Source organism: Nocardioides sp. CPCC 206347 (genome assembly GCF_048654605.1).
Taxonomy (GTDB): domain Bacteria; phylum Actinomycetota; class Actinomycetes; order Propionibacteriales; family Nocardioidaceae; genus Nocardioides.
This window is the reverse complement of sequence record NZ_JBMCYZ010000003.1, coordinates 57,302-82,376: the sequence shown is the minus strand read 5'-3', so window position 1 is coordinate 82,376 and position 25,075 is coordinate 57,302. Positions and strand designations below refer to the sequence as shown.

The following is a 25,075-nucleotide window of genomic DNA, read 5'->3' as shown; positions in this document are numbered from 1 at the left end:
TCTCCTGGATGATCAGAGGCCACGGAATGCCGGGCGCTGCTTGGTGAGAAAGGCGTCGATGGCGCCGCGGGCGTCCTCGGTGCGGGCCGAGGTGACGAGAGCTTCGACCTCGGCGTTCAGTTGGTCAGGGAGGCTGCGGTCCCACGATGCGCGCAGCAGGGCACGCATCTGCGCAAAGGCGCGCGTGGGTCCAGCCGCGAGACGGCGCGCGATCTCCTCACCCCGAGCGCGGGCGTCAGCGGTCGGCGCGATCTCTGAAACCAGGCCCCAGTCGTAGGCCTGTTGTGCGGTGATCGGCTCATTGAGGAGGTAGGCACGAGCGGCGCGGGCCGGGCCGATCCGGCGCGGCAGGTGCCAGGTGCCGCCGCCGTCGCCGCTCAACCCGATGGCAGCGAACGCGGTCACGAAACGTGCGTCCTCGGCCGCGACGACGATGTCGGCTGCATAGGCGAAGCCGATGCCACCGCCGGCCACCGCACCTTGCGCCACCGTGACGATCGGCGCGTCCAGAGTGGCCAGCACCTGGAAGGCCAGGTGGAAGGGCGTCGTCATCTGGCGCAGGGTCGCACCGAGGTCGTCGCCGGCCTGCTCGGTGAAGTACCCGATGTCGCCGCCGACCGTGAGGTCCGGCCCCTCACCGCAGATGAGTACGGCGCGGACGCTGGTGTCCCCGGCGATCCGGACGACAGCCACGAGGAACTCGTCGGCGAGACGCTGGTCGATGGCGTTGCGGTCGTCAGGCCGGGCCAGGCAGAGCGTGGCGATGCCGTCGGCGACGGTGAGGTCGATCGTCTCGAGGTCGTCCTGGCTGGCCGATTCGCCCAGAGCGGCGAGGAATCGGGCTGAGTCGGTCAACTGGGTCAGGCCGCAGATCAGGCCGTCACGGAGCTCCCAGAGGTGGATGAACCACGCCTCGAAGGGCGTGCCGCTTGCTCGGCCCTTGCCACGGTAGGTGCCCTGCACCTGGAGCCGACCATCGGCCAGCTCCGTGAAGACCTGGTCTGACGCCCGCACCCGCCAGTGGGTGCCGATGGCGAACCAGCCCTCACGAATCATCGCGTCGGGACCGTGGTGTTCGCCGCCGATGCCGAACGGCAGACCCGGCGTCAGCCGGCCGACGAAGTCCGGGGTGAGCGCCTTCTCGATGCCGGCACGATCTCCGGACGCCAGGGCGTCGTACAAGCGCTCGACCAGGGCACGGGCCGCCTGGGGCGCCACGGAAATCTCGCTCACCTAATTGAATATAGATTAAATACGCTGACCGCGACAAGCCCCGAGGCGCACAACACAGGGACGCCGGTGCTTCGCACCTGACGAATCGGCTGCGGAACCGGCGAGCTCGCGACAGTCTCGTCAGGTGCGCGGAGCGGGCGCCACGACCCGCGCCCACACGAACGTCAACGTCGCCGAGATGCCCGGGGTCGGCACCCCGGACTCGACGATGCGACGGACATCGCGCCGCATGGCCTCCACCGTTGCTCCCACCATGAACTCGGCCAACGCCTCGACCGAGAGTCCCTCGAGTCCGAGTTCCGGGCCGACGTCGCGGCGCAGGCGATCGGCTGCGCGAGCAGTGAGCTCTTCGACCCACGAAGCCATCAGGTCGGCCGCCTCGGCATCGGCGGCCGACGCCCTCACCACCGCGTCGAGGAGGCGGGCATGCGAGCGCCACAACGCGATCGTCGCGTCGAGCGCCTCCGGGATTCCCGCCGCAGGATCGCCCCCGGCGTGGTCGTACCAGGCGGTGGCGACCGCGATGAACTCGTCACGGAGCTCGTCGAGCGCGGCCCCGAGGACGGCCCCCTTGTTCGGGAAGTGGAAGTAGAACGCTGGCCGGGTGATCTCCGCGCGACGCGTGATCTCGGCGATGGAGATCCGGTCATACGACTCGGCCTCCAGCAGGTCGGTGACGACCTCGAGGATCCGCTGGCGCGTCCGGTCGCCCTTGGTCATCACGGCCCTTGTCTACCGGAGAGACACTCTCCAAGTCATAATTGACGCGCGTAAATTCTTGACCTATGTTTTTGAACACACATTCAAGAACGTCGCTCAGGAGGACCCGTGCTCTCAGCAGTCACCGCTCTCAAGGACGCCGCACTCGGTGCGGCTCCATGGACGCCCGGACACGGGCGCTACGGCCTCGACTCGTTGCACCCCGCGGAGTTCACCGCCGCCCTCGGCGCAGCGACTCCGGACGCTCGCGTCCAGGGGCTCCGGGTCGAGATCGACTCCCGCGGCACGACCGACCGTGCCCGGATCCATCTCGACTGGAACACCGCCGGCCGGGACGCCGGACTGCCCCCGACTGCGTTCGCGAAGGGCACGTCGAGTCAGCTCGCACCGCGAGTGATCGTGTCCGGGTTCGGCTGCCACACCTATGAGACCCGCTTCTTCGAGCAGATCCACCCCGCCGTCGCCGACCTCACCATCACGCCGTACGTCACGCGCTCCGGTGCGGGTGGCCGCTACGTGCTGGCCTTCGAGGACCTGGCGTTGCGCAAGGGAGGCGTCACCTTCTACAACGCCGATGACGAGGCCCCAAAGCAGCACGCCGAAGCGGTCGTCGACCTGCTCGCCACCCTGCACGGCAGGTTCTGGCGCTCACCGCGCTTCGCAGGTGACCTGGCCTGGCTCGAGACCTACGCCCGCCGTCCCGGAGGGACCCTCATGAAGCACTTCTTCACGTGGAGCGAGAAGCGGTTCATGAAGCAGGACCGCGTCGTCCCCGATCCGGTACGCCGCCTGACGAAGACGTACGTCCAGAACCAGCCCGCACTCACGCGGCTGTGGGAGTCGATGCCCCAGACGCTGTGCCACGGCGACACCCACCTCGGCAACACCTACGCGAACGCCGACGGCTCTGCCGGCATCTACGACTGGCAGGTCTTCCACAGGATGAACGGCCTGCGCGACTTCGCGTACTTCCTCATGCACTCGATCCCCACCGAACTGCGCCGCGCGGAGGAGAAGAACCTGCTCGAGCGCTACCTGCAGGTCCTCGCCGACAGCGGCGCCGGAAGCGACGTGCCGTCCTTCGCCGAGGCGTGGGACACCTACCGGCTGCTGACCATCGACGGCTGGATCGCCATCGTCTTCACGCTGGCCGCGGGCGGCATGCAGCCCGATGACCGGATGGAGGTCACTGCGGTGCGCGCGATCAACACCCTCACCGACCTCGACGTCGAGCAGGCGCTCTCCTCGGCCCTGTGACCGTGGGGCGTCAGCCGCGCTCGTTGCCCACCACGGAAACGAAGGAAACGCACCCACCCGGGCGTCCGCCGAGGTTGTGGGTCAGCGCGAGGCGGGGGTCGGCGAGCTGCCGCTCCCCCGCTTCGCCGCGCAGCTGCAGCCAGGCCTCATAGAGCATTCGGAGACCACTCGCGCCGACCGGGTGACCGAACGACTTGAGGCCACCGTCGACATTGACCGGCATCCGGCCGTCCAGGTCGAAGTCCCCGCCGAGCACGTCCTTCCAGGCCTGACCGCGATCGGCGAACCCGAGGTCCTCCATCAGCACGATCTCGGTCGGGGTGAAGCAGTCGTGCACCTCCGCGAGCGACAGCTCCGAGCGCGGGTCGGTGATGCCCGCCTGTGCGTACGCATCGGCGGCGGAGTGGACGACCTCGGGGAAGGTCGTGAAGTCGTACGCCGGGTCGAGCCCGCCGCGCATCGGGCCGGAAGCCAGGGCGAGCGCCTTCACGAAGATCGGGCGGCCCGTGTAGTCGTAGGCATCCTCGGCGCGGACGATCATCGCCGCGGCCGCGCCGTCGGAGACGCCGGAGCAGTCGAAGATGCCGAGACGACCGGCGACCTTCAACGCTCCTTCGATCGTCTCGCGCGAGACCTCCTTGCGGAACTGCGCCTTCGGGTTGCGGGCGCCGTTGACGTGGTTCTTCCACGCGACGTGGGTCATCGCCTCCCGCATCGCGACCGGGTCCACGCCGTACTTGGAGGTGTAGGCCGGGTCGAGCAGCGAGAACGCGGCAGGCGCGGTCAGGGAGAGCTCCGCCGCGGTGCCGTCCGAGGGCGGGTCTGCGCGCAGGAGCCCCGAGAATCCGGAGTCCTTGAGCTTCTCGACACCGACGGCCATCACCCGGTCGTAGGCGCCGGAGGCCACGGCGTAGCAGGCGTTGCGGAAGGACTCGGAGCCCGTGGCGCAGTAGTTCTCGACCCGGGTCACCGGCTTGTAGTCGATCCCCAGGGGCCGGCTGAGCGTCAGCCCGCTCTGGCCCGAGCCAAGGGTTCCCAGCCACCAGGCGTCGACGTCGTCGCGCTGCACCCCCGCAGAGCCGAGCGCCTCTCCCACGGCTTCGAGCAGCAGGTCGTCGGTGGAGGACTCCCAGCGCTCACCGAACCGGGTGCAGCCCATGCCGACGATCGCGACGGCATCCTTGATCCCCTTGCTGGCCATCAGCGGACCCGTGCCTTCCAGAAGTAGTTGTGCACGGCACCGGCAGTGAACAGGCGCCGGAACACCAGGTCGACCTCGGAGCCGACGTCGACCCGCTCCGGATCGGCATCGGCGACCTCGAGGGTCGTGCGGCCACCACCGTCGAAGTCGACGACCACGTCGATCACCGGCGGAGACGGCGAGAACGCCAGCCGGTCGATGGTGAACGTCGCCACCGAACCGGTGCGATCCGCCAGCGACACCGTCTCCATCGCGTCGACGGCACTGCAGGACCGGCACACCCGCAACGGCGGCACGTGGAGGAACCCGCACGCCGTGCACCGGGTGCCGGCGAAGCCGAACTTCCAGGCCCCCGCGCGCGCCGACGGCGGCCCGGCGGGCCGGTCCGGTTCAGGACGGCGGGGCAGCTCGCGATCGAGCAGTCCTCGCCAGGAGAGGTACGTGACGTACGGAATCGCCCGTCCCTCCGACAGCTGCTCCGCCACGGACCGCGCGGCCCGACGGGTCGCGAGCAGGTCGGTCGTGCGCAGCAGCAGTCCGTCACAACCGTCGACGGCCGAGAGCACCAGCACCGTCTCGTCCGGACCGGCGACATCGAGCACGGCAGCCAGGCCGAGCAGCGGATCCACGGCACCGGAAAAACCGATCGGCGACCCGCCCGAGGACAGGGCGCCCTTGACCAGAGCCCCGGCCCGCTTGGTGATTCCCGAGTTCCCGCTCGTCACGACGACGTGGTCGGCCTCCGCGAGACCAGCGGCATCGAGCAGTCGGGCAGCAACGACACGGACCAGGTCGGCGTACTGCTCGAAGCCGAAGCGCTCCTCCCACTGCTCCCCCGTCGTCCGCTGCGGGTCACGCCAGCGGTCGAGCACCTCGAGGGTCTCGCTGGCGACGCCGAGCACGTCGGCGATCGCTTCGCCGTCACCGAACAGCAGGGCTGCGGCGCCGTCACCACCGGCCTTCTCGTCAGCGGAACCGGGCTTGCCGACGCGGACGTCGGCAGCGACCACCAGGCCACCCGAGGCCAGCGCGGCGCGGACACCCGCGAAGGTCGAGCGTGCCGATCCGACGAGGTCTGCTGCCGGGACGGCGGAGGGCAGTCGCAGAGCGGCGTGGACCGCAGCGGCGTTCGTCTTGTCGAGGTACGGCGGCGACGTGCTGGCCCACCACAAGGACCCCGGCACGGTGTCGGTGAGCCCGCGCGCAGCTTCCACGGCCATCGTCGTGGCGTCCTCGTCGAAGGACGCGACGACTCGCGTCCCACGGACCCCGCTGTCGCTCCCGAGGCGGTACGACGGCAGGTAGGTGCCGTAGCCCAGCAGACCGACTGCGGGCCTCACTGCGGCGTTCATCCGTGGACTCCCCGGAACAGGGCGGCGATGCCCTGGCCGCCACCGATGCACATCGTCTCCAGCGCGAGGCCGCCCCGGCGCCGGTCGAGCTCGTGCAGCATCGTCGTGAGGATCCGTACACCCGTGGCGCCGATCGGGTGGCCCAGCGAGATTCCGGATCCGTTGACGTTGAGGCGGGAGTCGACCTCGTCGAGCTTCACGCCCCAGCCGGCCAGCACGGCCAGCACCTGCACGGCGAAGGCCTCGTTGACCTCGATCAGGTCCAGGTCGTCGAAGCCGACGCCGGTGCGTGCGAACAGCCGCTGCACGGCGGCGACGGGACCGATGCCCATCATCGAGGGCTCGACGCCGGCGGCGGCCCAGCCCTCGAACCAGGCCATCGGCTCGAGGCCGAGCTCCTCGAGCCTGTCCTCGGCGACGACCAGGCAAGCGGCCGCAGCGTCGTTCTGCTGGGCCGCGTTGCCGGCCGTGACGGTGCCGCCGGGGCTGATCGCCCGGAGCCGACCGAGCGTTTCCATGGTCGATTCCGGACGAATGCCCTCGTCCCGGTCGAACACGACAGCGTCCCCACGGCGCTGCGGGACCGAGACGGGAACCACTTCGTCCGCGAAGACCCCGGACTCCCACGCCGCAGCGGCGAGCCGATGGCTGCGCACGGAGAACGCGTCCGCCTCTTCGCGGCCGATTCCGTAGTGGGCGGCAAGGTTCTCGGCCGTCTCGATCATGCCGCTGATCGGACCGAAGCGCTCCTCGGGCTGCGAGCGTTCGCGGCCCCGGTCGAGCCGGTCGTAGAGGGTCTGGTTTCCCGAGCGCGAACCCCAGCGTGCCGTGGTCGTGTAGTGCTCGATGTTGCTCATCGACTCCACGCCACCAGCGATGACGACGTCGGCCGCACCGGTCTGCACGGTCATCGCTGCGGTGATGACAGCCTGCAGCCCACCGCCACAGCGGCGATCGACCTGGAAGCCCGGCACCTCGATCGGCAGCCCCGCCGCGAGGGCAGCCCAGCGGCCGATGCACGGCGCTTCGGAGTTGGAGTAGGACTGCGCGAACGCGACGTCCTCGATGACCGTCGGATCGACGCCGGTGCGCTCCACGAGCGCACGGATCACGTCAGCGGCGAGCTCCTCGGCGCGGACCGGCCGCAACGTTCCACCGAAGGTGCCCACTGCCGTCCGCACGGGACCGACGATGGCGACGCGTCTCAAGCTGGTCATGGTTGCTGCTCCTAGGCCGATGCCAGCACGCTGTCGGCGCGGGCATCGAGCTCTGCTCGGTGGGCCGGGTCGGCGACGGCGATCATCCGCTCGACCCGCTGGCTCAGAGTGGCACCGCGGAGGTCCGCGATGCCGTGGTCGGTGACCACGACGATGCCTTCGGACCGGGGCGTGGAGACCGGTCCGGACAGCCGGCTGACGATCCGGCTCTGCCCGCGGGCGAGGGACGGCAGTGCCACGATCGGGATGCCTCCGGCGGACCGGTCAGCCCCACGGAGGAAGTCGACGGCGCCACCGACAGCGCCGACGTACCGGCCCCCGGCGAGCTCGGCGTTGACCTGGCCCGTCAGGTCCACCTCGATGGCCGCGTTGATCGCGACGAGCTGGTGGGAGGAGGCCAGGACGGCGGGGTCATGGGTGTACGACGTCGGCCGCAGCTGGACGGCCGGGTTGCGGTGGGCCCAGCGGAACAGCTCGTGGGTGCCGCCGAAGAGTCCACCCACGGCAACTCCGGCGTCGTTGGTCTTGCGGGATCCGTTGGCCACGCCCGCCTCGACCAGCCGCATGGCGGTGTCATTGATGATCCCGGAGTGGATGCCGAGATCGCGGTGGCCGTGGAGCTCGGCGAGCACCGCCTCCGGCAGCGCCCCGATGCCGAACTGGAGGGTGGCGCCGTCCGGAACGAGCTGCGCCACCCGACGGGCCACTACACGGGTGTCGTCACCCACCTCAGGCATCGGCAGCTCTCCCGGCGGCCGGGACGTATGGATCGCCGCGGTCCACTGGTCGGCCCTCAGCGTGCGGGCGCCGTACGTGAAGGGCACCTGGTCGTTGATCTCCGCGATCACCGTTCGCGCGGTGTCGAGCGCGGCCGAGAAGTAGTCGTCCGCGAGCCCCAGGCTGTGCCGCCCGTTGTCGTCGGGCGCTGAGACCTGGACGAACACGACGTCGCAGTGGAAGTCGCCTCCGGACAGCAGGTTCGGAAGCGTTGAGTAGTGCACAGGCCAGATCTCGAGCCGCTCCGCGGCGTGCAGCCGGGCATTGGTCCCGGCACCGCAGTAGGAGTGGACGGTCAGCGCGTCCGGGACGGTCTCGGAGGTCAGCGCACTCTGCGCCGGGATGCCGACGAAGCAGCGGAGGTCTCCGATCCGGTCGGCCTGCCGCACCAGCTCCTCCACCAGTGTCGTCGGCTCCGCGCAGGTCTGACCCCACGTGATCGTGTCACCGGGCCGGATCAGCCCGGTCAGGTCGATCGTGGAGGCGAGTCCGCTCACCCGCGCCACCGTTCATGCGATGGATCGAGCAGCTGGGCCAGGTGCCCCTCGGCCAGCCAGACCAGGGACTCCAGCTCCAGCGCGTCGAGGAAGCGGACCCGTCCGGTGCGCAGGTCCTCCACCCGCAGCCGGACGGAGTTCCCTTCCTTGTCGAGCCTGACGGCCACCGAGGCGAACTCGCTCTCGATGATCTCGCCGGCAGGGTGGATCTCGGTCATGGCACGCGCCTCAGATCAGGAAGCCGAGAGTGGGGACGGCCTGCTCGTTGTCGACCAGGACGACCTTCTTGTAGACGAGCCGGATCTGCCCGTCCACGCGACGCAGGCGGTACGTCGTACGACCGCCCCACAAGGTGTTGCCCCGCGGACGCGACTCGAAGGCCAGCACGTTCGCGCTGATCTCGAGGTCGACGCCACCGTCGGAGTTGGCCCGGCCGCCGATGAGCTCGACGTTGCCGATGATCCGGCGCAGGTTGGACGGCGGTGCCTGCGCGTAGCGCTTGCCGGTCTTGACCTGCTTCATCCGGGTGGAGATGCGGTTGCGGTTGTCGAAGATGATCGACACGGTCGCCCGGGGGTGGTCTCCCTCGCCATCCACCGGCACCCAGTAGATGGCGTCATCGGTCCACAGCGCCTCCCAGCCGTCGTAGTCGTTCTCGTCGGCGAGCCGCGCTTCGCGATACAGGAACTGCTCGACCTCCCGGGCCTCCCACCCGTCCGGGATCTCGAGCAGCTCGGTGCCCGTGTCGGGGCGCGGCGGCAGCCCCTGCTCCGTCGTCAACTGCGTCATCAGTCCTCGGCCTCCATCAGCGACTTGTAGTGGTTCCAGAACCCGCGCATGCCGGTCTCGTCGGTCGCGGACCCGATCGTGAAGCCGTTCTCGTCGAGGCTCTCGCGCAGCAGTCCGCGACGCACGTCGAGCCATTCGGGATCCGCCATCTCGACCCCGCGCTGGTTCCGCTCGTACATCTCGGTGTCGTCGGCCAGCAGCATGCCCGCGGGGCCGACCGAGCCGATGGACTGCGACACCATCCGCTGGTTGAGCTCGTGACCACCGTCGAACTGCACGGCGGTGGCGTACTGCACGCACTCGCCGACCGCGACGGGCTGGATGTTGAAGACCTGGATCTCGGCGATGAACAGGTTCGGGAAGATCATGACGTGCGGTGCGCCCTCGATCATCCGGCGCTCGGCGTCGTCGCCGTAGGTCTCGTTCATCGCGTCGACGTAGTTCGGCACCCGCTCGGGGGTCGTGCCGAACCAGCGCATCGGCTCGGCGAAGCCGCGGAACTCCGGGCGCAGGTCGTTCTCGCTGTGCCCGTTGCCCAGGTTGCGGGTGACCGCCGTCGAGTTGTCGCTGTACAGGGCGCCGATCGGGCTGCCCGTCACACCGAAGATCGACCCATGGACGAACTGCGGGTGGTAGCCGTCGGTCTCGTTCTCGGCGAGGAACTTCCAGTTCGACCGGGTCTTGTGCCGCAGCCATCCGGCGTCGAGCGACACCTTGCCGTCAGGCGCCAGGCCGACCAGGCGGTCGATCTCACCCTTGGCCGCGCCGAGGTGCTCGTCGAGGCTGGGGCCCTCCTCGGCCATGCTGCCGAAGACGAAGCCCTGGTACGACGCGACGCGCGCCACCTTGCCCATGCCCAGCGGCAGCTGCTTCTTGCCGCCGTACCCCTTGTTGTAGGGGTAACCCAACAGCTCACCGGTGTTCCGGTAGGTCCAGCCGTGGTAGGGGCAACGGAACGAGCTGGAGTTGCCGGACTTGTCGTCGCAGACCTGGAGGCCACGGTGGGCGCACCGGTTGATCAGCAGGTGCACCTCACCTTCCTTGTCGCGGGTCATCACGACGTCCTGGTCAGCGAGCTGCTTGCGCACGTAGTCGTTGGGCTGCGGGACCTCGCTCTCGTGACCGACGAAGACCCAGGTCTTGTGCCAGATCTTGCGCAGCTCCTCGGCAAAGATCGACGGGTCGGTGTAGAGCGTGCCGTGCACCCGGGCGGGCTGGATCAGCCGGTCGTAACGGCTGCCGCCTTCCTGGACCTCGGCCTCGACATCGACATCGGAAGGGGAAGGGGACGGGACCACAGCGGTCATGACTTCTCTCCTTGGGGCGGGACGGACTGGGCGACCAGTTCGACGAGCCGGAACTTCTGGACCTTGCCGGTCGCAGTCGTGGGCAGCTGAGTGGCGTCGAGGAACTCGACGCGCTTGGGGACCTTGAACCGGGCGAGGTGCTCGCGGGCGTGGGCGATGACGTCTTCCGCAGTGAGTGCGTCGCCCTCGGCACCGGGCGCCCGGACGATGACGGCGCAGCCGATCTCACCCCAACGGTCGTCCAGCACTCCGACGGCGTAGACCTGGCTGATGGCGGGGTGCGCGCCGAGGACCTCCTCGACCTCCTTGGGCATGACCAGTTCGCCACCGGACTTGTAGACCTCCTTGCTCCGGCCGGTGAGGACGAGGTAGCCGTCCTCCCGCACCTGGCCGAGGTCTCCGGAGTGCAGCCAGGTGGTGCCGTCAGCCGAGGAATGCAGCGCTGCGGCGGTCTCCTCGGGCTTGGCGAAGTAGCCGAGCATCGTCGTCGGTCCCGAGGACGTCAGCTCACCGACGGCACCCTCGGGCAGCACGTCGCCGGAGGTCGGATCCACGGTGCGGTAGACGCACAGCGTGCCGTGGCTCGCCACGCCGGCGGAGCCCGCCAGCTTCGGCCGCCCGACGGTGGTGGAGGTCAGCACCAGGTCGTCCTCGGGAAGGGTGAGTGTCATCGCACCGCCGCACTCGGTCATGCCGTAGCCGGTGACGATCTCGCTGACGCCGAATTCGCGCTCGACCTGTTCCCACAACCAGACCGGCGCCGGCGCGGAGCCGCAGAGGATCGCGGTCAGGCTGGACAGGTCGGCACCGGTCCGGAGCGGCGACTCGACCAGGGCAACCGCCATCGTCGGCACACAGAGCATGTCGGTGGCGCGGTGCTTCTCGATCGCGGTGAGGTAGGCCTCGGCACTGAAGGACGGCAGCATGATGATCGCGCCGCCGACGTACGTCGCCGACAACAGGCCCTCGACGTAGCCGAACATGTGGTAGCAGGGCAGTGAGAAGAGGATCCGCCGGCCGTCCTCGTAGGCACGGGTCAGCGCAGACGCGTAACCGGTGCGCAGGACGGCGTCGTGGGTGACCTGGACGCCCTTCGGCGAGCCGGTGCTGCCCGAGGTGTAGAGCAGGTCGGAGACGTCGTCCGGGTGGTGGCCGGCACCGGCAGACGCGCCCTCGTTCTCAAGAGCGATCTGGACCAGCGTGGTCGCCGTGAACGCTCCGGGACGGACGGGGAGCTCGGGGCGCTCCACGAGAACCACGTGGCGCAGCCCATCGGGCGCGCTTCCTCCGACCATCGGGCGATCAGGGAAGTCAGGGGTGTCCCAGCCGGGCACGATCTCGTCGAGCATGCCGGCGTGGTCGAGGTGCCCGCTACCCGTTCGATACCCGGCATTGGTGACCAGGACCTTGCAGTCCGACTGCTTCAGGACGTAGCGCAGCTCGTCGGTGCGGTAGAGGAAGTTGAACGGAATCGCGACGGCTCCGGCCCGCGCGATCGCGAACTTCCAGGTCACGAACTCGGCGTAGTTGGCCATCAACAGGCCTACCCGGTCACCCCGGCGGACACCGAGAACGGTCAGCCCGTCAGCCAGTCGGCGCGATTCGGCGGCCACGTCGGCGTAGCTGAGGACACGTTCGTCGGTGACCACGAAGTCCCGCTCGGGGTACTCCTCGGCACAGACGTCGAGCCACGCGTCGAGGGTCCGCGGGGTCCACTCGCTGAACCGCTCACCCAGGGCTGCACGACGTTCGTTGATGGTGCCGGTGTTCGAGAGAGTCATGATGTCCTCCGTTCTTTAATCTAGATTAGATTAAGAGATGACCTCGCGCAACGCCCGGGTCCCGATCAGGTCGGGAAGCCTGAACTTCTGGACCTTCCCGGTCGGTGTCGCCGGCAGCTCGCCGGCCACGAACCACCGCGTCGGCACCTTGTACGGCGACAAGCGCTCGCGACAGTGCGCGACGAGCGCGGCCACCAGCGCTGCCGGGTCCTCCTCCAGACGCGCGTCCCGCAGGTGGACCGCCGCAGCGACGATCTCGCCCATGCGCTCGTCGGGCAGCCCGAAGACGGTGGCATCGAGGACCGCCGGATGCTCGGCCAGGCAGGACTCGACACCAGCAGGCGCGATGTTCTCGCCGCCACGGATGATCAGCTCCTTGAGCCGTCCGGTGAGCGTGATGTAACCGCGTTCGTCCATCGCGCCCAGGTCGCCCGTGTGCACGAACCCGTCAGCATCCACCGTCGCCGCAGTGGCGGCGGGGTCATGGAGGTACTCGATCAGCTGCTGGTAGCCACGGGCGCAGATCTCTCCGGGCTCCCCCAACGGCTGCACGGCCCCGGTGACCGGGTCGACGACCTTCACGTCCACGCGAGGTAACGGGTGGCCCACTGTCACGAGCTTGTCCTCGCGCGTGTCACCGGGACGGGTGGCCGTGAGCACAGGCGCCAGCTCGGTCTGGCCGAAGACATTCGTCACGGCCGCGCCGAAGATCTGTTCAGTCGCCTCGATCAACACTGCGGGCACGTTCGCTGCTCCACCGAGGGCGACCTTCAGCCGGGGCGCCGGCTGATCCGAAGCACGCTGCGCCTCGACCAGCGCGCCAAGGACCGCCGGCACGAAGAAGAGCACGTCGACGTTCTCGCGACGCATGGTCTCCAGCACCGGTGCGGGCGCGAACTGCTCGACCAGCACCTCGGTGCCACCGAGCCACAGCGGTCCCAGGGTGCCGATGACACAGGCCGCGGTGTGGAACATCGGCAACGGGTTGATCGTCACCGCACCGGCCGGCATGTCGACGTACTCCATGGTCAGCTTCGCGACGTTGACCAGGGAACGGTGTCGCAGCAGTACGCCCTTGGGGTTGCCGGTGGTACCCGAGGTGTACTGCAGCATCACCGGAAGATCGGGGTCCGACGGCGCCTCGGCAACGACCGTCGGGTCGATCGCGTCGGCGCGCCACTGGTCGCCGTCGGCGAGGCTGATCAGTCGCAGGTGCGGGCGATCGGAGGCCACCTCGCGCGCCACGGCCGCCATGTCGTAGTCACGACTGCGGTCAGCGTGCAGGAGCACGGTGCAGCCCGAGTGGTCGACGGCGTAGGCGAGCTCAGGCACGCGCAGCACCGGGTTCAACGCCACCAGGACGACACCCGCCAACGCCGCGCCATGCTGGATCAGCACCCACTCCACGACATTGGGGGCCCACAGTGCGACGTGGTCGCCGGGGCGTGCGACCCGTCGAAGAGCCGTCGCGATCCGCTGCGCGTCGTCGTAGAGCTCGGCGTAGGTCAGACGGACCTCGAGACCGTCGCCGTGTCGAGAGCCGACCAGGGCCAGCCGAGCGGGGTACGCCGCCGCACAGTCCGCAAGCAGGGCGGGGACCGTGAGGTCGCTGAGCTCGACGCTCGTGTCGGCCGGCAGGTAGGACGTCGTGATGAGCGACATCAGTTCTCCTGGGAGGACGTGGCACCGAAGACCGGGCGACGCTTCTCGGCGAATGCGGCCACGCCCTCGGCGAAGTCGTCGCTGTCCCAGAGCATGGTCTGGTTGCGGACCTCGAGGTCGAGCACGGCGAGCGGGTGGCGCGGCTCCCCGGAGAGCATCTGCTTGATCACCCCGAGCGCCAGGGGCGGGCCGACGGCGAGCACCGCTGCGTCCTCGAGGGCGGCGTCCAGTGCCTTGCCCGGCTCCACGACCCGATCGACGAGGCCGATGACGCCGGCCTCGACGCCCTTGATCCGCGATCCCATCATCAGCATCTGCCGGGCGCGCGGTGCCCCGACCCGGGCGGGCAGGGAGGCGAACACGCCCATGTCGCCGGCCAGTCCGACGCCGGTGAAGGTCGTGGCGAAAGTGGCGTCGCTCGCCGACACCACGCGATCGCAGGCCAGTGCCAGGGCGACGCCGGCCCCGAACGCAGGGCCCTCCACGGCAGCGACGACGGGCTTGGGCGTGTGCCACAGGGCCCGGATGATCCGCTGGGCGGCCTGTGCCCGAGGGGTCGTCTCGTGGCGTGGCTGCCGCTCCATCGTGGACACGTCGCCTCCGGAGCAGAACGCGCCGCCAGCGCCGGTGAGCACGATCGCCCGGACTCCGGCATCAGCGTCAGCGGCCTCGATCGCCTCGGCCAGCGCGTAGCGCAGCGGCAGGTTGACGGCGTTCTTCAGGTGCGGCCGGTTGAGGGTGATGATGCGGACGGCGCCGCGGTCCTCGACCAGGACCGGGTTGTCCTCGACGACGCTCATCGTCCCTCGTAGGTGCCGGTCCGACGCTCGATCACGGCGGCGAGCGCCTCGCGGCTGTCGGCGGTGCCGGACAGCTCGGAGACGACGCGGGCCTCCTCCGGAAGCCGCTCTGCGACGGTGGACCCGAGCCCGTCCCACACCAGGCGCTTGGTCGCGGACAGCCCGAGCGGCGGCTGCGCGGCGAGCTCGGCAGCGAGCTGGTCCACAGCGGCAGCGAGCTCGGCGTCAGGCACCACCCGCGAGACGATTCCGATGTCACGCGCCTCGGCCGCGCCCAGCGTGGGGTTGGTCAACAGGATGTCCATGGCCCGGCGGAGGCCGACGATCCTGGCCAGGGTGACCGTCGTACCGCCATCGGGCGCCATCCCGACACGGACCGCACCGGAGAAGAACTTCGCGCCCTCGGCAGCGACGACCAGGTCGGCGGCGCAGACGAACCCGAAACCCGCTCCACCGGCTGCGAATCCCTGCACCTGCGCGATGACCGGCGCCTTGAGCTGGATCAGCGCAGCCGTGGCGAGCTGCAGCCAGGCGGTCGCCTCCCGGAGGTAGTCGGGAAGGTCCTCGCCCTTGCTGGCGAAGGTCTTGACGTCGCCACCGGCACAGAAGTTGCGGCCCTCACCGCTGAGGATCACGACCCGCACGGACGGCTCGGCGTGGCACCGCAGCACGACCTCGTGCAGGACGCGCAGGAGATCGGCGTCGACCGCATTGGCCGACTCCGGCCGGTTGAGCCGGATCCGGGCGATGCCGTCGGCGATGTCGAGGAGCACCGGGCCTTCGGAGACGAGCGAGGTCACGAGGGGCCTTCCTTCCGGCCGGCGAAGGCCGACACGCTGGCACCACCGGCGTCGCCGGCGATGTGGGACACGACGGCTTCGAGCTCGAGGTCGAGCCCTGCCGCCAGATCAGTGGCGAGACCCTCGCGGACCAGCCCCTTGATGGTGCGTACGGCGTCCGGCCGGCGCGCTGCGAGGCGACCCACGAACTGCTCCACCTCGGTGTCGAACGCCTCCGCAGGGAAGGACCGGTAGGCGAGGCCCCACTCGACGGCGTCGACGCCGGTCAGCCGGTCGCCGGACAGCAGCAGGCCGAGCGCACGCTGGGTGCCGACGATGCGCGGAAGCCGCTGCGATCCGCCGCCTCCAGGCACCATGCCGAAGTTGACGTGGTTGTCGCTGATCCGGGCGTCGTCGCGCACCAGGACGACGTCGCAGGCCTGCATCAGCTCGAAGCCGCCAGCCATCGCGATGCCCTCCACGACAGCGATCACCGGCTGCGCGATCGCGGAGACGGCCTCGCAGGCACCCCGGAACGCCTCGAAGAGGCTGCGCAGCGCTTCAGGTCCTTCGTCGCGCAGTCGCTGCACCTCGGCAAAGTCGCCGCCGGCACAGAAGTTGGCGCCGGCACCGCGGATCACGACCACGTTGACCGACGGGTCCTCCCCGGCGACGCGGATGGCCTGCTGCAGCGCAACTGCGAGTGCCGTGGTCACGGCGTTCATCGCGTCGGGTCGATCGAGCGTGATCCGCGCGATCCCGTCCGCGATCTCGAGCCGCACGGGCGGCGTCCCGGTCGCGGCTGTCACATGCCTCTCCCGCCGGAGACCTCGAGGACCGCGCCGGTCATGTAGCTGGAGAGGTCGGAGGCAAGGAAGGCGACCACGTTGGCGATCTCCTCGGGTTCGCCGGCACGACGCATCGGGATGGTCGCCTCGGTCGCGGCGTACGCCTCCGGCGTCATCGCCTCGGTCATCGGCGTGCGGATCAGGCCGGGCTGGATCGCGTTGACGCGGACGCCGTGGTGGGCCAGCTCCTTGGCTGCCGCCTTGGTCATGCCGACGATCCCGGCCTTCGCCGCGCTGTAGTTGGTCTGGCCCGGGTTGCCGCTCTTGCCCGACATCGACGAGATGTTGATGATGCTGCCGCGCTTCGCCTCGCGCATCACCTCGCTGGCGGCGCGGATCCCGAGCCAGGTGCCCTGCAGGTGCACGGTGATGACGGCCTGGAAGCTCTCGAGCGTCATCTTCTTCAGGGACGCGTCGCGGGTGATGCCGGCGTTGTTGACGATCACGTCGAGGCCGCCGTACGCCGCGACGGCGCCGGCGACGAGCTCAGCGACGCTCTCCTCCGAGGTGACGTCACAGGCCACGCCGCGCGCAGCAGGCCCGATGCCAGCAGCGGCAGCTTCGGCCTTCGCGCCATCCAGGTCCGCGATGGTGACCCGCGCCCCGTGTCCGGCCAGTGTGGTCGCGATGGCCAGCCCGATCCCCTGGGCGGCACCCGTGACGATCGCGGTCCGACCCTCGAGCAGGCCGCTTCCCTGGGCGGTCATGCGATGTACCGCACGATCGAGTGGACGACGGCCGCAGGCTTCTGGGTGCCCTCGATCTCGAAGGTGCTCTCGAACGTGGCCTGCACGGCACCGTCGAGCGGCGTCACCGCGAGCACCTTCGCGTTCAACCGGATCCTGCTCCCGACGGGGACCGGAGCCATGAAGCGCACCTTGTCGAGGCCGTAGTTCACCGCCATCCGGACGTTGTCGACCCGATAGAGCTGGTTGAGCAGGGGCGGGAGCAGGGAGAGCGTGAGGAAGCCGTGGGCGATGGTCGCCCCGAACGGTCCCTCCGCGGCCCGCTCGGCGTCGACGTGGATCCACTGGTGGTCGTCGGTGGCGTCGGCGAACCTGTCGATCCGTGCCTGGTCGATCTCCAGCCAGTCCGACGTTCCCAGCACGTCGCCCTCTGCGTTCGCGAAGCCCGTCACGCCGTCGTACACCTTCACCTGTGTGTCCTGTCTCGCTCGGTCAACCATAGATTTTGAATCCAAACTAAATTATAGTCTGGATTCAAGAACGTCAACACAGGAGGAATCCATGTCCGAGGCCTACATCGTCGAAGCCGTGCGCACGCCCGTTGGGCGACGCAAGGGCGGATTCGCCGACGTCCACCCCGCCGACCTCGCCGCGCACTCGCTCAAGGAGCTCGTCGCGCGCGCCGGAGTCGACCCGGCGGCCGTCGAGGACGTCGTCCTCGGCTGCCTCGACAACATCGGCGCCCAGGCCGGCGACATCGCCCGTACTTCCGCCCTCGCGGCTGGCTTCCCCGAGACCGTGCCCGGCGTGACGATCGACCGCCAGTGCGGTTCCGCGCAGCAGGCGGTGAGCTTTGCCGCCATGGGCGTCAAGAGCGGGATGCAGGACCTCGTCATCGCCGGCGGCGTCCAGAAGATGAGCCAGTTCCCGATCCTCTGCGCCTTCGCTGCAGGAGAGCCCTACGGATCCATCGACCCGTGGACCGACAACCAGGGCTGGCAGGCGCGCTACCCCGGCGAGGAGATCTCCCAGTTCCGCGGCGCCGAGATGATGGCCGCCCACTGGAAGCTCACCCGCGACGACTGTGAGGAGTGGGCCTTCCAGAGCCACCAGCGCGCGCTGGCCGCGATCGACGCGGGCTACTTCGACAAGGAGATCGCCGCGTTCGCCGGCGTCACCACCGACGAGGGCCCGCGCCGCGACACCACGCGCGAGAAGATGGCGACCCTCCAGACCCTGGTCCCGGACGGCGTCCTGACCGCCGGTGTCGCGTCCCAGATCTCCGACGCCTCGGCTGCCCTCCTCATCGCTTCCGACGCGGCAGTCAAGGAACACGGCCTCACGCCGCGGGCCCGGATCCACCACGCCTCGGTGCGCGGCGACGACCCGGTGATGATGCTGTCCGCGCCGATCGCGGCGACGCAGTACGCCCTGAAGAAGGCCGGCCTGACCATCGACGACATCGACGTCGTCGAGATCAACGAGGCATTCGCCCCGGTCGTCCTCGCGTGGAACCACGAGCTCAACGCCGACCCGGCCAAGGTCAACCCCAACGGTGGCGCGATCGCCCTCGGCCACCCGATCGGCGCCACCGGCGCCCGGCTGATGGTCTCGATGCTGCACGAGCTCGAGCGCACCGGCGGCCGTTACGGCCTGCAGACCATGTGCGAGGGCGGCGGCCAGGCCAACGTCACCATCATCGAGCGTCTCTGAGAGCGGGCAGGACGATGGAACGCACCCTCTTCAACGAGGACCACGAGTCCTATCGCGCCACCGTGCGGGAGTTCCTCGCCCGCGAGGTGATCCCGCACAAGGACCAGTGGGACGACGAACGCTGGATCCCGCGCGAGGTCTTCAAGGCGGCGGCCGAAGCCGGCCTCTACGGCCTCCAGATCCCCGAGGAGTACGGCGGCAGCGGGGTCAGCGACTACCGCTACCGCCTGGTCGTCGGCGAGGAGGTCGCCCGCGCCAACGCGATCTCGTTCAGCGTCACGCTGGGCCTGCAGGACGATCTCTTCCTCGCCTACCTGCTGGGCCGCGCCGACGACGAGCAGAAGAAGCGCTGGCTCCCCGGCTTCGCCGCCGGCGACCTGATCGGCGCGCTGGCCATGACCGAGCCCGGCACGGGCAGCGACCTCCAGGGCATCCGCACCTCGGCTCGCCGCGACGGCGACCACTTCGTCGTCAACGGCCAGAAGACGTTCATCTCCAGCGGCATCATGGCCGACCTGATCGTGCTCGCGGTCCGGACCGACCCCGAAGGTGGCTCCAACGGCTTCAGCCTCCTGATGGTGGAGGCGGACAAGACGCCCGGGTTCGAGCGTGGCCGCAAGCTCGACAAGATCGGGCTGCCCGCGCAGGACACGGCCGAGTTGTTCTTCACCGACGCCCGCGTGCCGGTGGAGAACCTGCTGGGCGAGGAGGGCCAGGGCCTGAAGTACCTGATGAGCCACCTGCCCCGCGAGCGCCTCGGCGTCGCCAACCAGTCGATCACCACGGCGCGGGCGACGCTCGACCAGACGATCGCCTACCTCAAGGACCGCACGGCCTTCGGCAAGCGGCTGATCGACTTCCAGAACACCCGCTTCGAGCTGGCCGAGATGGACACCGAGCTCGACGTCGCGCAGGCGTACGTCGACGCGTCGGTGCTCGCCTTCAACGCGGGCACGCTCACGCCGGTCGAGGCCGCCAAGGGCAAGTGGTACGTCAGCGAGCTGCAGAAGCGCGTCATCGACCGCTGCCTCCAGCTCCACGGTGGCTACGGATTCATGCGTGAGTACGCCGTCGGCAAGGCCTACATCGACACCCGGATCCAGACCATCTACGGCGGAACCACCGAGATCATGAAGGAGATCATCGGCCGCGACATCGCCGGTGGTCGCTGACAACCCTCGATACCCTGAGGACCTGATGACCACCGACACCACGACCGCCGACACCACGACCGCCGACACACTCGAAGTGGTCCTCTCCTCCCGCTACAGCTGCCGCGGATTCCTTCCGCAAACCGTCGACCCCACCGACCTGCGCCGCCTCTTCACGATGGCCCAGCGCACGGCTTCGTGGTGCAACTCGCAGGCCTGGCAGGTCGAGCTCCTCGACGGCGACGCCGTGACCGCACTGTCCGAGCGACTGCTCGCCCACGTCCCCGTTTCCGCCGAGTCACCGGACATTCCGGGGCCCGAGCGCTACGAGGGGGTCTACCAGGACCGCCGCCGGGCCTGCGGATTCGAGCTCTACAACGCACTCGGCATCGCACGTGAGGACCAGACCGGACGCCTGATGCAGATGCTGGAGAACTTCCGGTTCTTCGGTGCACCGCACGTCGCCATCATCACCAGTCCGAAGGCGCTCGGCACGTACGGCGTCATGGACTGTGGCGGCTACGTCGCCACGTTGCTCACGGCGGCCGAGTCGCTCGGCATCAACGCGATCGCCCAGGCGGCCATCGCGATGTACGCCGACGTCGTTCGCTCCGAGCTCGGCATCCCGGAGGACCGGTCGGTCGTCTGCGCGGTCTCGCTCGGGTACGCCGACCCGGACCACGCGGCCAACACCTTCCGCACCGCGCGAGCCGACGTGGACATGGCCGTCACTGGCCTGCCATGACACTGACTCGCATCACCGAGCGGGTCACTGCGATCGATCTGCCGCTGCCACTGGAGGGGCTCACCAGCGTCAACTGCTACGTCCTGCGGGGTGATCAGGAGACGGTGCTGGTCGACCCCGGCTGGGCGTCTCCTGAGTCCGAGCGGGCCCTGCTCGACGCCTTGGCGGAGCTCGGCCTTGCGCGCGCGGACATCGGCCGCGTCCTGACGACCCACCACCACTGGGACCACTACACGCAGGCGATCACCTGGCAACGCAGGCACGGGATCCCCGTCCACCTCGGCCGTGGCGACGAACCCAGCATCAACGCCTGGCACACCCTCGAGGGCGCGTTCCCCCGTCAGGTCGACCTGCTCCGGCAGGCCGGAGCGGCAGCGATGGCCGCAGAGGTCCTGGCCATGCCGGCCGAGGTGCACGAGCAGGACATGGCCTTCGACCTGCCCGCGGGCTGGATCGACGACGGCGACGGGTTCGATCTCGGTGGCCTCACGGTCCGCGCCCTGGCCACCCCGGGGCACACGCGCGGCCACGTCTGCTTCGAGATCGTCGGCGAGGACCTGCTGCTGAGCGGCGACCACGTCCTGCCGCGGATCACGCCATCGATCGCCTACGAGCGCGAACCGTCCGCGGACTCCCTGACGTCGTACCTCGGCTCGTTGCGGCTGGTCGCCGACCTCTCCGAGGCCCGCCTGCTCCCCGCGCACGGCGCCATCGGCGACAGTGCGGCGCTCCGCGCCAAGGAACTGATCACCCACCACGACGAGCGACTCGACGTCATCCGCGACCTGGTCGACCGTGGTCACTCGACCGCGCACGACATCGCCGCCGCGATGACGTGGACCCGACGCGAGCGCCGCCTCGAGGAGCTGGAACTCATCCACCGGATGACCGCCGTGCTCGAGGTCGCCGCCCACCTGACGGTGCTGCGACAAGACGGCCACGTCACCCTTGAGGCGAACTCCGGCGTCGAGCACCACACCGTGGCCTGACCGGCCGGGTCAGCCGACGGGGTTCTTGCCCACCGTCACGTCGTCGAGGTCGGCGATGTCGCTCCACCGCTCGGACACCTCACGCAGCGTGGGCGGCTCGGTGAAGACTGCGCCCTTGTTCTGGAACTGGGCGACCCGATAGACCTGCCCGCCTCCGGCCACGAAGACCGCGCCGGTGTCAGTGGACTCCTCGGTGAGCAGGTAGGCCACCACCGGCGAGACGTACGACGGCGGGAGCTTGTCGAGCAGCTCTTGCGGCGCAATGTCCGCGGTCATCCGCGTGGCGGCCATGGGGGCGATCGCGTTGACGTGGATTCCGTCGCGGGCGCCCTCGATCGCGAGCGTGTTGAGCAGACCGACCAGTCCCGCCTTCGCGGCGCCGTAGTTGGCCTGGCCGAAGTTGCCGAACAGGCCACTGGTGGAGGTCGCCATCACGATCCGGCCGAAGCCCTGCTCCCGGAAGTACGGCCACACGGCCTTGCTCATGAAGTAGCCGCCATCGAGGTGCACCGCCTGCACGAGCTTCCAGGCATCGGTGTCCATCTTCGAGAACGACGTGTCGCGCAGGATCCCGGCGTTGTTGACCAGGCCGTGCACGGCGCCGAAGGCGTCGATGGCGGTGGCGACGATGGCCGCAGCACCCTCCTCGGTGGCGACGCTGTCGTAGTTGGCGACGGCCTCGCCGCCGGCGGAACGGATCTCCTCGACCACGACGTCGGCCATCGTCGTACCGGCGCCACTGCCGTCCCGGGAGCCACCGAGGTCATTGACCACGACCTTCGCCCCCACGCTCGCCAGGAAGAGCGCGTACTCGCGCCCGAGTCCGCCGCCTGCGCCGGTCACGATGACGACCCGGCCTTCCACTCCTGCCACTGTCCACCCCTCGGGTTACGATTCATTTTTGAATACAGATTAAGAATACTGGAACGGCAGCCCGTCCGCCACCGCGGGCAGGGTCGAAAAATGGAAATCCTGCGGCCCGGGTTTCCCCCACCGGGCCGCAGGATGCTGGATGGGTCAGACGACGACGAGGTCGTCGCGACCGGCCGCCTGCAGGGTGGCGACGTACTTCGGGAAGAGCTTCTTGCCGAGCGGGGCCAGCTTGAGCAGGCTCGCGACGTTGCCGTCGACCTTGATCTTGCCGCGCGCCATCGAGAGGGGCAGGTTGACCTTGCCCTGCCAGTAGGCGCTGCCGAGCTCGGCCGTCATGCGCATGGTCGCCACCGGGGCGGCCATGCCTTCACCCGGGCCGATCTCCTGCTTGCCCATGTCGATCACCAGGTCGGTGTCCGGGTCGGAGAAGACGAACTTCACGACGATGCCGGTCGCTTCCATCTTCGGCCCGATCTCGGGGTCGTCGAACCCAGCCTGGAACACGCTGCCGATGTAGTGGCGAACCTCGTCCGCATCCTTGAAGGCCATCACTGGGCCCCTTCCCCTTCGGGAGCCACCCGGCGTGCGCTCCTTCACGGGAACAACCGTAACATAAGTTAGGTTATGGTGAAAGCGTTGCGCCCCACCCGGTCCGCGGCGTTGTGGAACCACCTACGATGACCGTCGACAGTCGAGGAGAATCCGATGACCGAACGTCCGGTCCGCCGCAACGAGGCACTGCGTGCTTCCTGGTTCGAGGGCGCCAACGAGATCCTGGCGACCGATGGCTACGGCGCCTTGAAGCTCGCCCCCCTGTGCAAGAAGCTCGGTGTCACGACCGGCTCGTTCTACCACTCGTTCGACAACTGGCAGGACTTCACCGACGCGCTGCTCGACGCCTGGCTGCACGACCGCACCCAGCAGACCGTCGAGATCGTCAGCAAGACCGAAGACCCGGTCGACCGTCTGCTGCAGCTCGCCGACGCCACCACTGAGCTCCTGCACCAGAGCGAGGCGGCCATCCGGGTCTGGGCGGGCACGGACGAGCGGGTGGCGATCGTCCAGCGCAAGGTCGACGAAGGCCGCTACCAGGTGGTCCTTGAGGCGATGACGCAGATCGTCGGCCCCGAGCGCGCCGAGAGGTACACGCTCTGGGGCCTGAGCACCCTGATCGGCTACGAGATGATCTCCGCCGAGCACGGCAACGAGCACCTGCTCTGGTCGCTGCAAAGCGTTCTGGCCGCCGCCCAGGCCGACGCCTGAGCGGCGGCCAGGGCCGACCACATCGGGCTCAGAACAAACGGCGCATGAGCGCGCGTGCCTTCGGGCCGTACGGCGGGTAGACCAGCGACGGATCCGGCCGGAAGCCCTTCACGGCCACCGACTTGCGGTGACTGAGGGCCTGGAAGCCCCACTCGCCGTGGTACGCACCCATGCCGCTCGCTCCGACGCCACCGAAGGGCAGGCTCGGAATGAGGTAGTGGATCGCGCAGTGGTTCACCACGGCTCCACCCGCAGGGACCTGCTCGACGATCCGGTCAGCGATCGCACGGTCCTTGCTGAACACGTACAGGCCAAGCGGCTTGGGCCGTGCGTTGACGAAGCCAATGACCTCGTCGATGGACTCGAAGCTGCGCACCGGGAGGATCGGACCGAAGATCTCCTCGGTCATGGCCGGTTCGTCGGGGTCTGGATCGACCAGGATCGTCGGCTCGATGGTGAGCGCCTTCGCGTCCGTGCCTCCACCCGCGACGACCGTGCCCTTGGTGCTCGCCAGGTATCCGGCCAACCGGTCGAACTGGCGCTGGTTGACGATCCGCTTCGGACCCTCGTCGGCGGTGAAGGTCGCGATCGTGTCGCGGATCCTCGCGACCAGTTGCTCCTTGACCGACTCGTGCACGAGCACGTAGTCGGGCGCGATGCAGGTCTGGCCGGAGTTCATCAGCTTGACCCAGGCGATCCGGCGGGCGACGACATCGAGGTCGGCGTCGGCGGTCACGATCGCGGGGCTCTTGCCGCCGAGCTCGAGGATGACCGGCGTCAGGGTGTCCGCTGCTCCGGCCATGATCTTGCGACCGATCTCGGTGCCGCCCGTGAAGAAGGCGTGGTCGAAGCCGAGCGCGAGGAGCGCCTGGGTGACGACCCCGTCGCCCTCGACGACCGCGACGGCGTCCTTGTCCAGGTACTCGGGCAACGCCTCAGCCATCAGGCGCGATGTCGCTGGCGCAACCTCTGACGGCTTGAGGACCACGCAGTTGCCAGCGGCGAGTGCCGCGACCATCGGGCCGAGCGACAGGTTGACCGGGTAGTTCCACGGGCCGATCACCAGGGCCACGCCGAGCGGCTCGTACTGGATGCGTGCGCTCGCCGGCATCTGGGTCAGCGGAACCCGGCGACGCTGCGGGCGCATCCACCGCTTGAGGTGCTTGATGGCCAGCTCAGCCTCACCCTTGGGCGGTGCGATGTCGCCGAACCATGCCTCGAACGAGCTCCGGCCCAGGTCGGCGGCCAGCGCCTCGGCGATGTCGGTCTCGCGCTCGGCGCAGAACCGCAGCAGGCCTTCGAGCTGCGCCTTGCGCCACTCGTAGGTGCGGGTGCGTCCGGTCGCGTACGTCGCGCGGAGCCGGCCCATGAGGGCATCGAGCTCGGCGGTGTTGCCCTTCACGGAAGGGGTGGCAGTCATGGCGATTCTCCGATC

25 protein-coding genes are annotated in these 25,075 nt (G+C 69.2%); 6 read left to right on the top strand and 19 right to left on the bottom strand.

From position 1 onward, the window contains the following. Nucleotides 1-12: 12 nt before the first annotated feature. Complete coding sequence (locus ACOACQ_RS12020; protein ID WP_378604234.1) at nt 13-1,233, bottom strand: enoyl-CoA hydratase-related protein; 1,221 nt, start codon at nt 1,231-1,233, stop codon at nt 13-15. A 120-nt stretch (nt 1,234-1,353) separates the two neighbouring features. Then, nucleotides 1,354-1,953: a TetR/AcrR family transcriptional regulator gene (locus ACOACQ_RS12015; protein WP_378604327.1), complete on the bottom strand. Its 600-nt coding sequence runs from the start codon at nt 1,951-1,953 to the stop codon at nt 1,354-1,356. 108 nt (nt 1,954-2,061) lie between these two features. On the opposite strand from ACOACQ_RS12015, the gene ACOACQ_RS12010 reads away from it, so the two are divergent. Next, complete coding sequence (locus ACOACQ_RS12010; protein WP_378604231.1) at nt 2,062-3,210, top strand: phosphotransferase; 1,149 nt, start codon at nt 2,062-2,064, stop codon at nt 3,208-3,210. 10 nt (nt 3,211-3,220) lie between these two features. On the opposite strand, the gene ACOACQ_RS12005 is transcribed toward ACOACQ_RS12010, so the two are convergent. From ACOACQ_RS12005 to ACOACQ_RS11940, 14 genes are read right to left on the bottom strand one after another with little or no spacing between them, the layout of a single operon-like run. Next, entirely contained in the window at nt 3,221-4,411 is a 1,191-nt protein-coding gene (locus tag ACOACQ_RS12005) for an acetyl-CoA acetyltransferase (RefSeq protein WP_378604228.1), read from the bottom strand. Beyond that, complete coding sequence (locus ACOACQ_RS12000) at nt 4,411-5,763, bottom strand: OB-fold domain-containing protein (RefSeq protein WP_378604225.1); 1,353 nt, start codon at nt 5,761-5,763, stop codon at nt 4,411-4,413. Before ACOACQ_RS12000 ends, ACOACQ_RS12005 begins: the two co-directional genes overlap by 1 nt. Beyond that, nucleotides 5,760-6,980 carry an acetyl-CoA C-acetyltransferase gene (locus tag ACOACQ_RS11995; RefSeq protein WP_378604222.1) on the bottom strand — a complete coding sequence of 407 codons (1,221 nt, stop codon included), beginning with the start codon at nt 6,978-6,980 and terminating at the stop codon, nt 5,760-5,762. The genes ACOACQ_RS12000 and ACOACQ_RS11995 overlap by 4 nt, the downstream gene beginning before the upstream one ends. A gap of 11 nt (nt 6,981-6,991) precedes the next feature. Next, nucleotides 6,992-8,254 carry an acetyl-CoA hydrolase/transferase family protein gene (locus tag ACOACQ_RS11990; protein ID WP_378604220.1) on the bottom strand — a complete coding sequence of 421 codons (1,263 nt, stop codon included), beginning with the start codon at nt 8,252-8,254 and terminating at the stop codon, nt 6,992-6,994. Then, complete coding sequence (locus ACOACQ_RS11985) at nt 8,251-8,472, bottom strand: hypothetical protein (protein ID WP_378604217.1); 222 nt, start codon at nt 8,470-8,472, stop codon at nt 8,251-8,253. The genes ACOACQ_RS11990 and ACOACQ_RS11985 overlap by 4 nt, the downstream gene beginning before the upstream one ends. A 10-nt stretch (nt 8,473-8,482) precedes the next feature. After that, on the bottom strand, nt 8,483-9,043 hold the full coding sequence (locus ACOACQ_RS11980) for an aromatic-ring-hydroxylating dioxygenase subunit beta (protein ID WP_378604214.1): 561 nt from the start codon (nt 9,041-9,043) through the stop codon (nt 8,483-8,485). Beyond that, nucleotides 9,043-10,350 carry an aromatic ring-hydroxylating oxygenase subunit alpha gene (locus ACOACQ_RS11975; RefSeq protein ID WP_378604211.1) on the bottom strand — a complete coding sequence of 436 codons (1,308 nt, stop codon included), beginning with the start codon at nt 10,348-10,350 and terminating at the stop codon, nt 9,043-9,045. The genes ACOACQ_RS11980 and ACOACQ_RS11975 overlap by 1 nt, the downstream gene beginning before the upstream one ends. After that, the gene (locus ACOACQ_RS11970; RefSeq protein WP_378604208.1) at nt 10,347-12,131 is read right to left on the bottom strand and encodes a class I adenylate-forming enzyme family protein; all 1,785 of its coding nucleotides are present in this window, start codon (nt 12,129-12,131) and stop codon (nt 10,347-10,349) included. Before ACOACQ_RS11970 ends, ACOACQ_RS11975 begins: the two co-directional genes overlap by 4 nt. Before the next feature lie 30 nt (nt 12,132-12,161). Beyond that, complete coding sequence (locus tag ACOACQ_RS11965; RefSeq protein ID WP_378604205.1) at nt 12,162-13,793, bottom strand: class I adenylate-forming enzyme family protein; 1,632 nt, start codon at nt 13,791-13,793, stop codon at nt 12,162-12,164. Next, nucleotides 13,793-14,593 (bottom strand): enoyl-CoA hydratase/isomerase family protein, encoded by an 801-nt coding sequence (locus ACOACQ_RS11960; protein WP_378604203.1) that lies wholly within the window; start codon nt 14,591-14,593, stop codon nt 13,793-13,795. Before ACOACQ_RS11960 ends, ACOACQ_RS11965 begins: the two co-directional genes overlap by 1 nt. Further along, entirely contained in the window at nt 14,590-15,393 is an 804-nt protein-coding gene (locus ACOACQ_RS11955; RefSeq protein ID WP_378604201.1) for an enoyl-CoA hydratase/isomerase family protein, read from the bottom strand. The genes ACOACQ_RS11960 and ACOACQ_RS11955 overlap by 4 nt, the downstream gene beginning before the upstream one ends. Beyond that, complete coding sequence (locus ACOACQ_RS11950) at nt 15,390-16,181, bottom strand: enoyl-CoA hydratase/isomerase family protein (RefSeq protein ID WP_378604199.1); 792 nt, start codon at nt 16,179-16,181, stop codon at nt 15,390-15,392. The genes ACOACQ_RS11955 and ACOACQ_RS11950 overlap by 4 nt, the downstream gene beginning before the upstream one ends. Beyond that, nucleotides 16,178-16,927 (bottom strand): 3-oxoacyl-ACP reductase FabG, encoded by a 750-nt coding sequence (gene fabG, locus ACOACQ_RS11945; protein ID WP_378604196.1) that lies wholly within the window; start codon nt 16,925-16,927, stop codon nt 16,178-16,180. Before fabG ends, ACOACQ_RS11950 begins: the two co-directional genes overlap by 4 nt. Continuing rightward, a complete protein-coding gene (locus ACOACQ_RS11940) occupies nt 16,924-17,376 on the bottom strand; it encodes a MaoC family dehydratase (protein ID WP_378604193.1) in 453 nt (150 codons plus the stop codon). Before ACOACQ_RS11940 ends, fabG begins: the two co-directional genes overlap by 4 nt. 91 nt (nt 17,377-17,467) lie before the next feature. Between ACOACQ_RS11940 and ACOACQ_RS11935 the strand changes: the two genes are divergently transcribed. Genes ACOACQ_RS11935 through ACOACQ_RS11920 form a run of 4 tightly spaced genes read left to right on the top strand, consistent with a single transcriptional unit; the run spans nt 17,468 to nt 21,504 of the window. Then, entirely contained in the window at nt 17,468-18,619 is a 1,152-nt protein-coding gene (locus tag ACOACQ_RS11935; protein WP_378604190.1) for an acetyl-CoA C-acetyltransferase, read from the top strand. A 14-nt stretch (nt 18,620-18,633) separates the two neighbouring features. Further along, complete coding sequence (locus tag ACOACQ_RS11930) at nt 18,634-19,791, top strand: acyl-CoA dehydrogenase family protein (RefSeq protein WP_378604187.1); 1,158 nt, start codon at nt 18,634-18,636, stop codon at nt 19,789-19,791. Nucleotides 19,792-19,816: 25 nt separating this feature from the next. After that, nucleotides 19,817-20,515, top strand: coding sequence for a nitroreductase (locus ACOACQ_RS11925; RefSeq protein WP_378604184.1), 699 nt, complete (start codon nt 19,817-19,819; stop codon nt 20,513-20,515). Then, the gene (locus ACOACQ_RS11920) at nt 20,512-21,504 is read left to right on the top strand and encodes an MBL fold metallo-hydrolase (RefSeq protein ID WP_378604182.1); all 993 of its coding nucleotides are present in this window, start codon (nt 20,512-20,514) and stop codon (nt 21,502-21,504) included. The genes ACOACQ_RS11925 and ACOACQ_RS11920 overlap by 4 nt, the downstream gene beginning before the upstream one ends. Before the next feature lie 9 nt (nt 21,505-21,513). On the opposite strand, the gene ACOACQ_RS11915 is transcribed toward ACOACQ_RS11920, so the two are convergent. Both ACOACQ_RS11915 and ACOACQ_RS11910 read right to left on the bottom strand, forming a co-directional pair. Beyond that, nucleotides 21,514-22,377 carry an SDR family oxidoreductase gene (locus ACOACQ_RS11915; RefSeq protein ID WP_378604179.1) on the bottom strand — a complete coding sequence of 288 codons (864 nt, stop codon included), beginning with the start codon at nt 22,375-22,377 and terminating at the stop codon, nt 21,514-21,516. Between the two features lie 144 nt (nt 22,378-22,521). Then, the gene (locus ACOACQ_RS11910; protein ID WP_378604176.1) at nt 22,522-22,926 is read right to left on the bottom strand and encodes an SCP2 sterol-binding domain-containing protein; all 405 of its coding nucleotides are present in this window, start codon (nt 22,924-22,926) and stop codon (nt 22,522-22,524) included. A 156-nt stretch (nt 22,927-23,082) separates the two neighbouring features. Here ACOACQ_RS11910 and ACOACQ_RS11905 point away from each other — a divergent pair, with 156 nt between their 5' ends. Next, complete coding sequence (locus ACOACQ_RS11905) at nt 23,083-23,640, top strand: TetR/AcrR family transcriptional regulator (protein ID WP_378604173.1); 558 nt, start codon at nt 23,083-23,085, stop codon at nt 23,638-23,640. 28 nt (nt 23,641-23,668) lie between these two features. Here the strand turns inward: ACOACQ_RS11905 and ACOACQ_RS11900 are convergent, their stop codons facing one another. Further along, the gene (locus ACOACQ_RS11900; RefSeq protein WP_378604169.1) at nt 23,669-25,060 is read right to left on the bottom strand and encodes an aldehyde dehydrogenase family protein; all 1,392 of its coding nucleotides are present in this window, start codon (nt 25,058-25,060) and stop codon (nt 23,669-23,671) included. Nucleotides 25,061-25,075 lie beyond the last annotated feature (15 nt).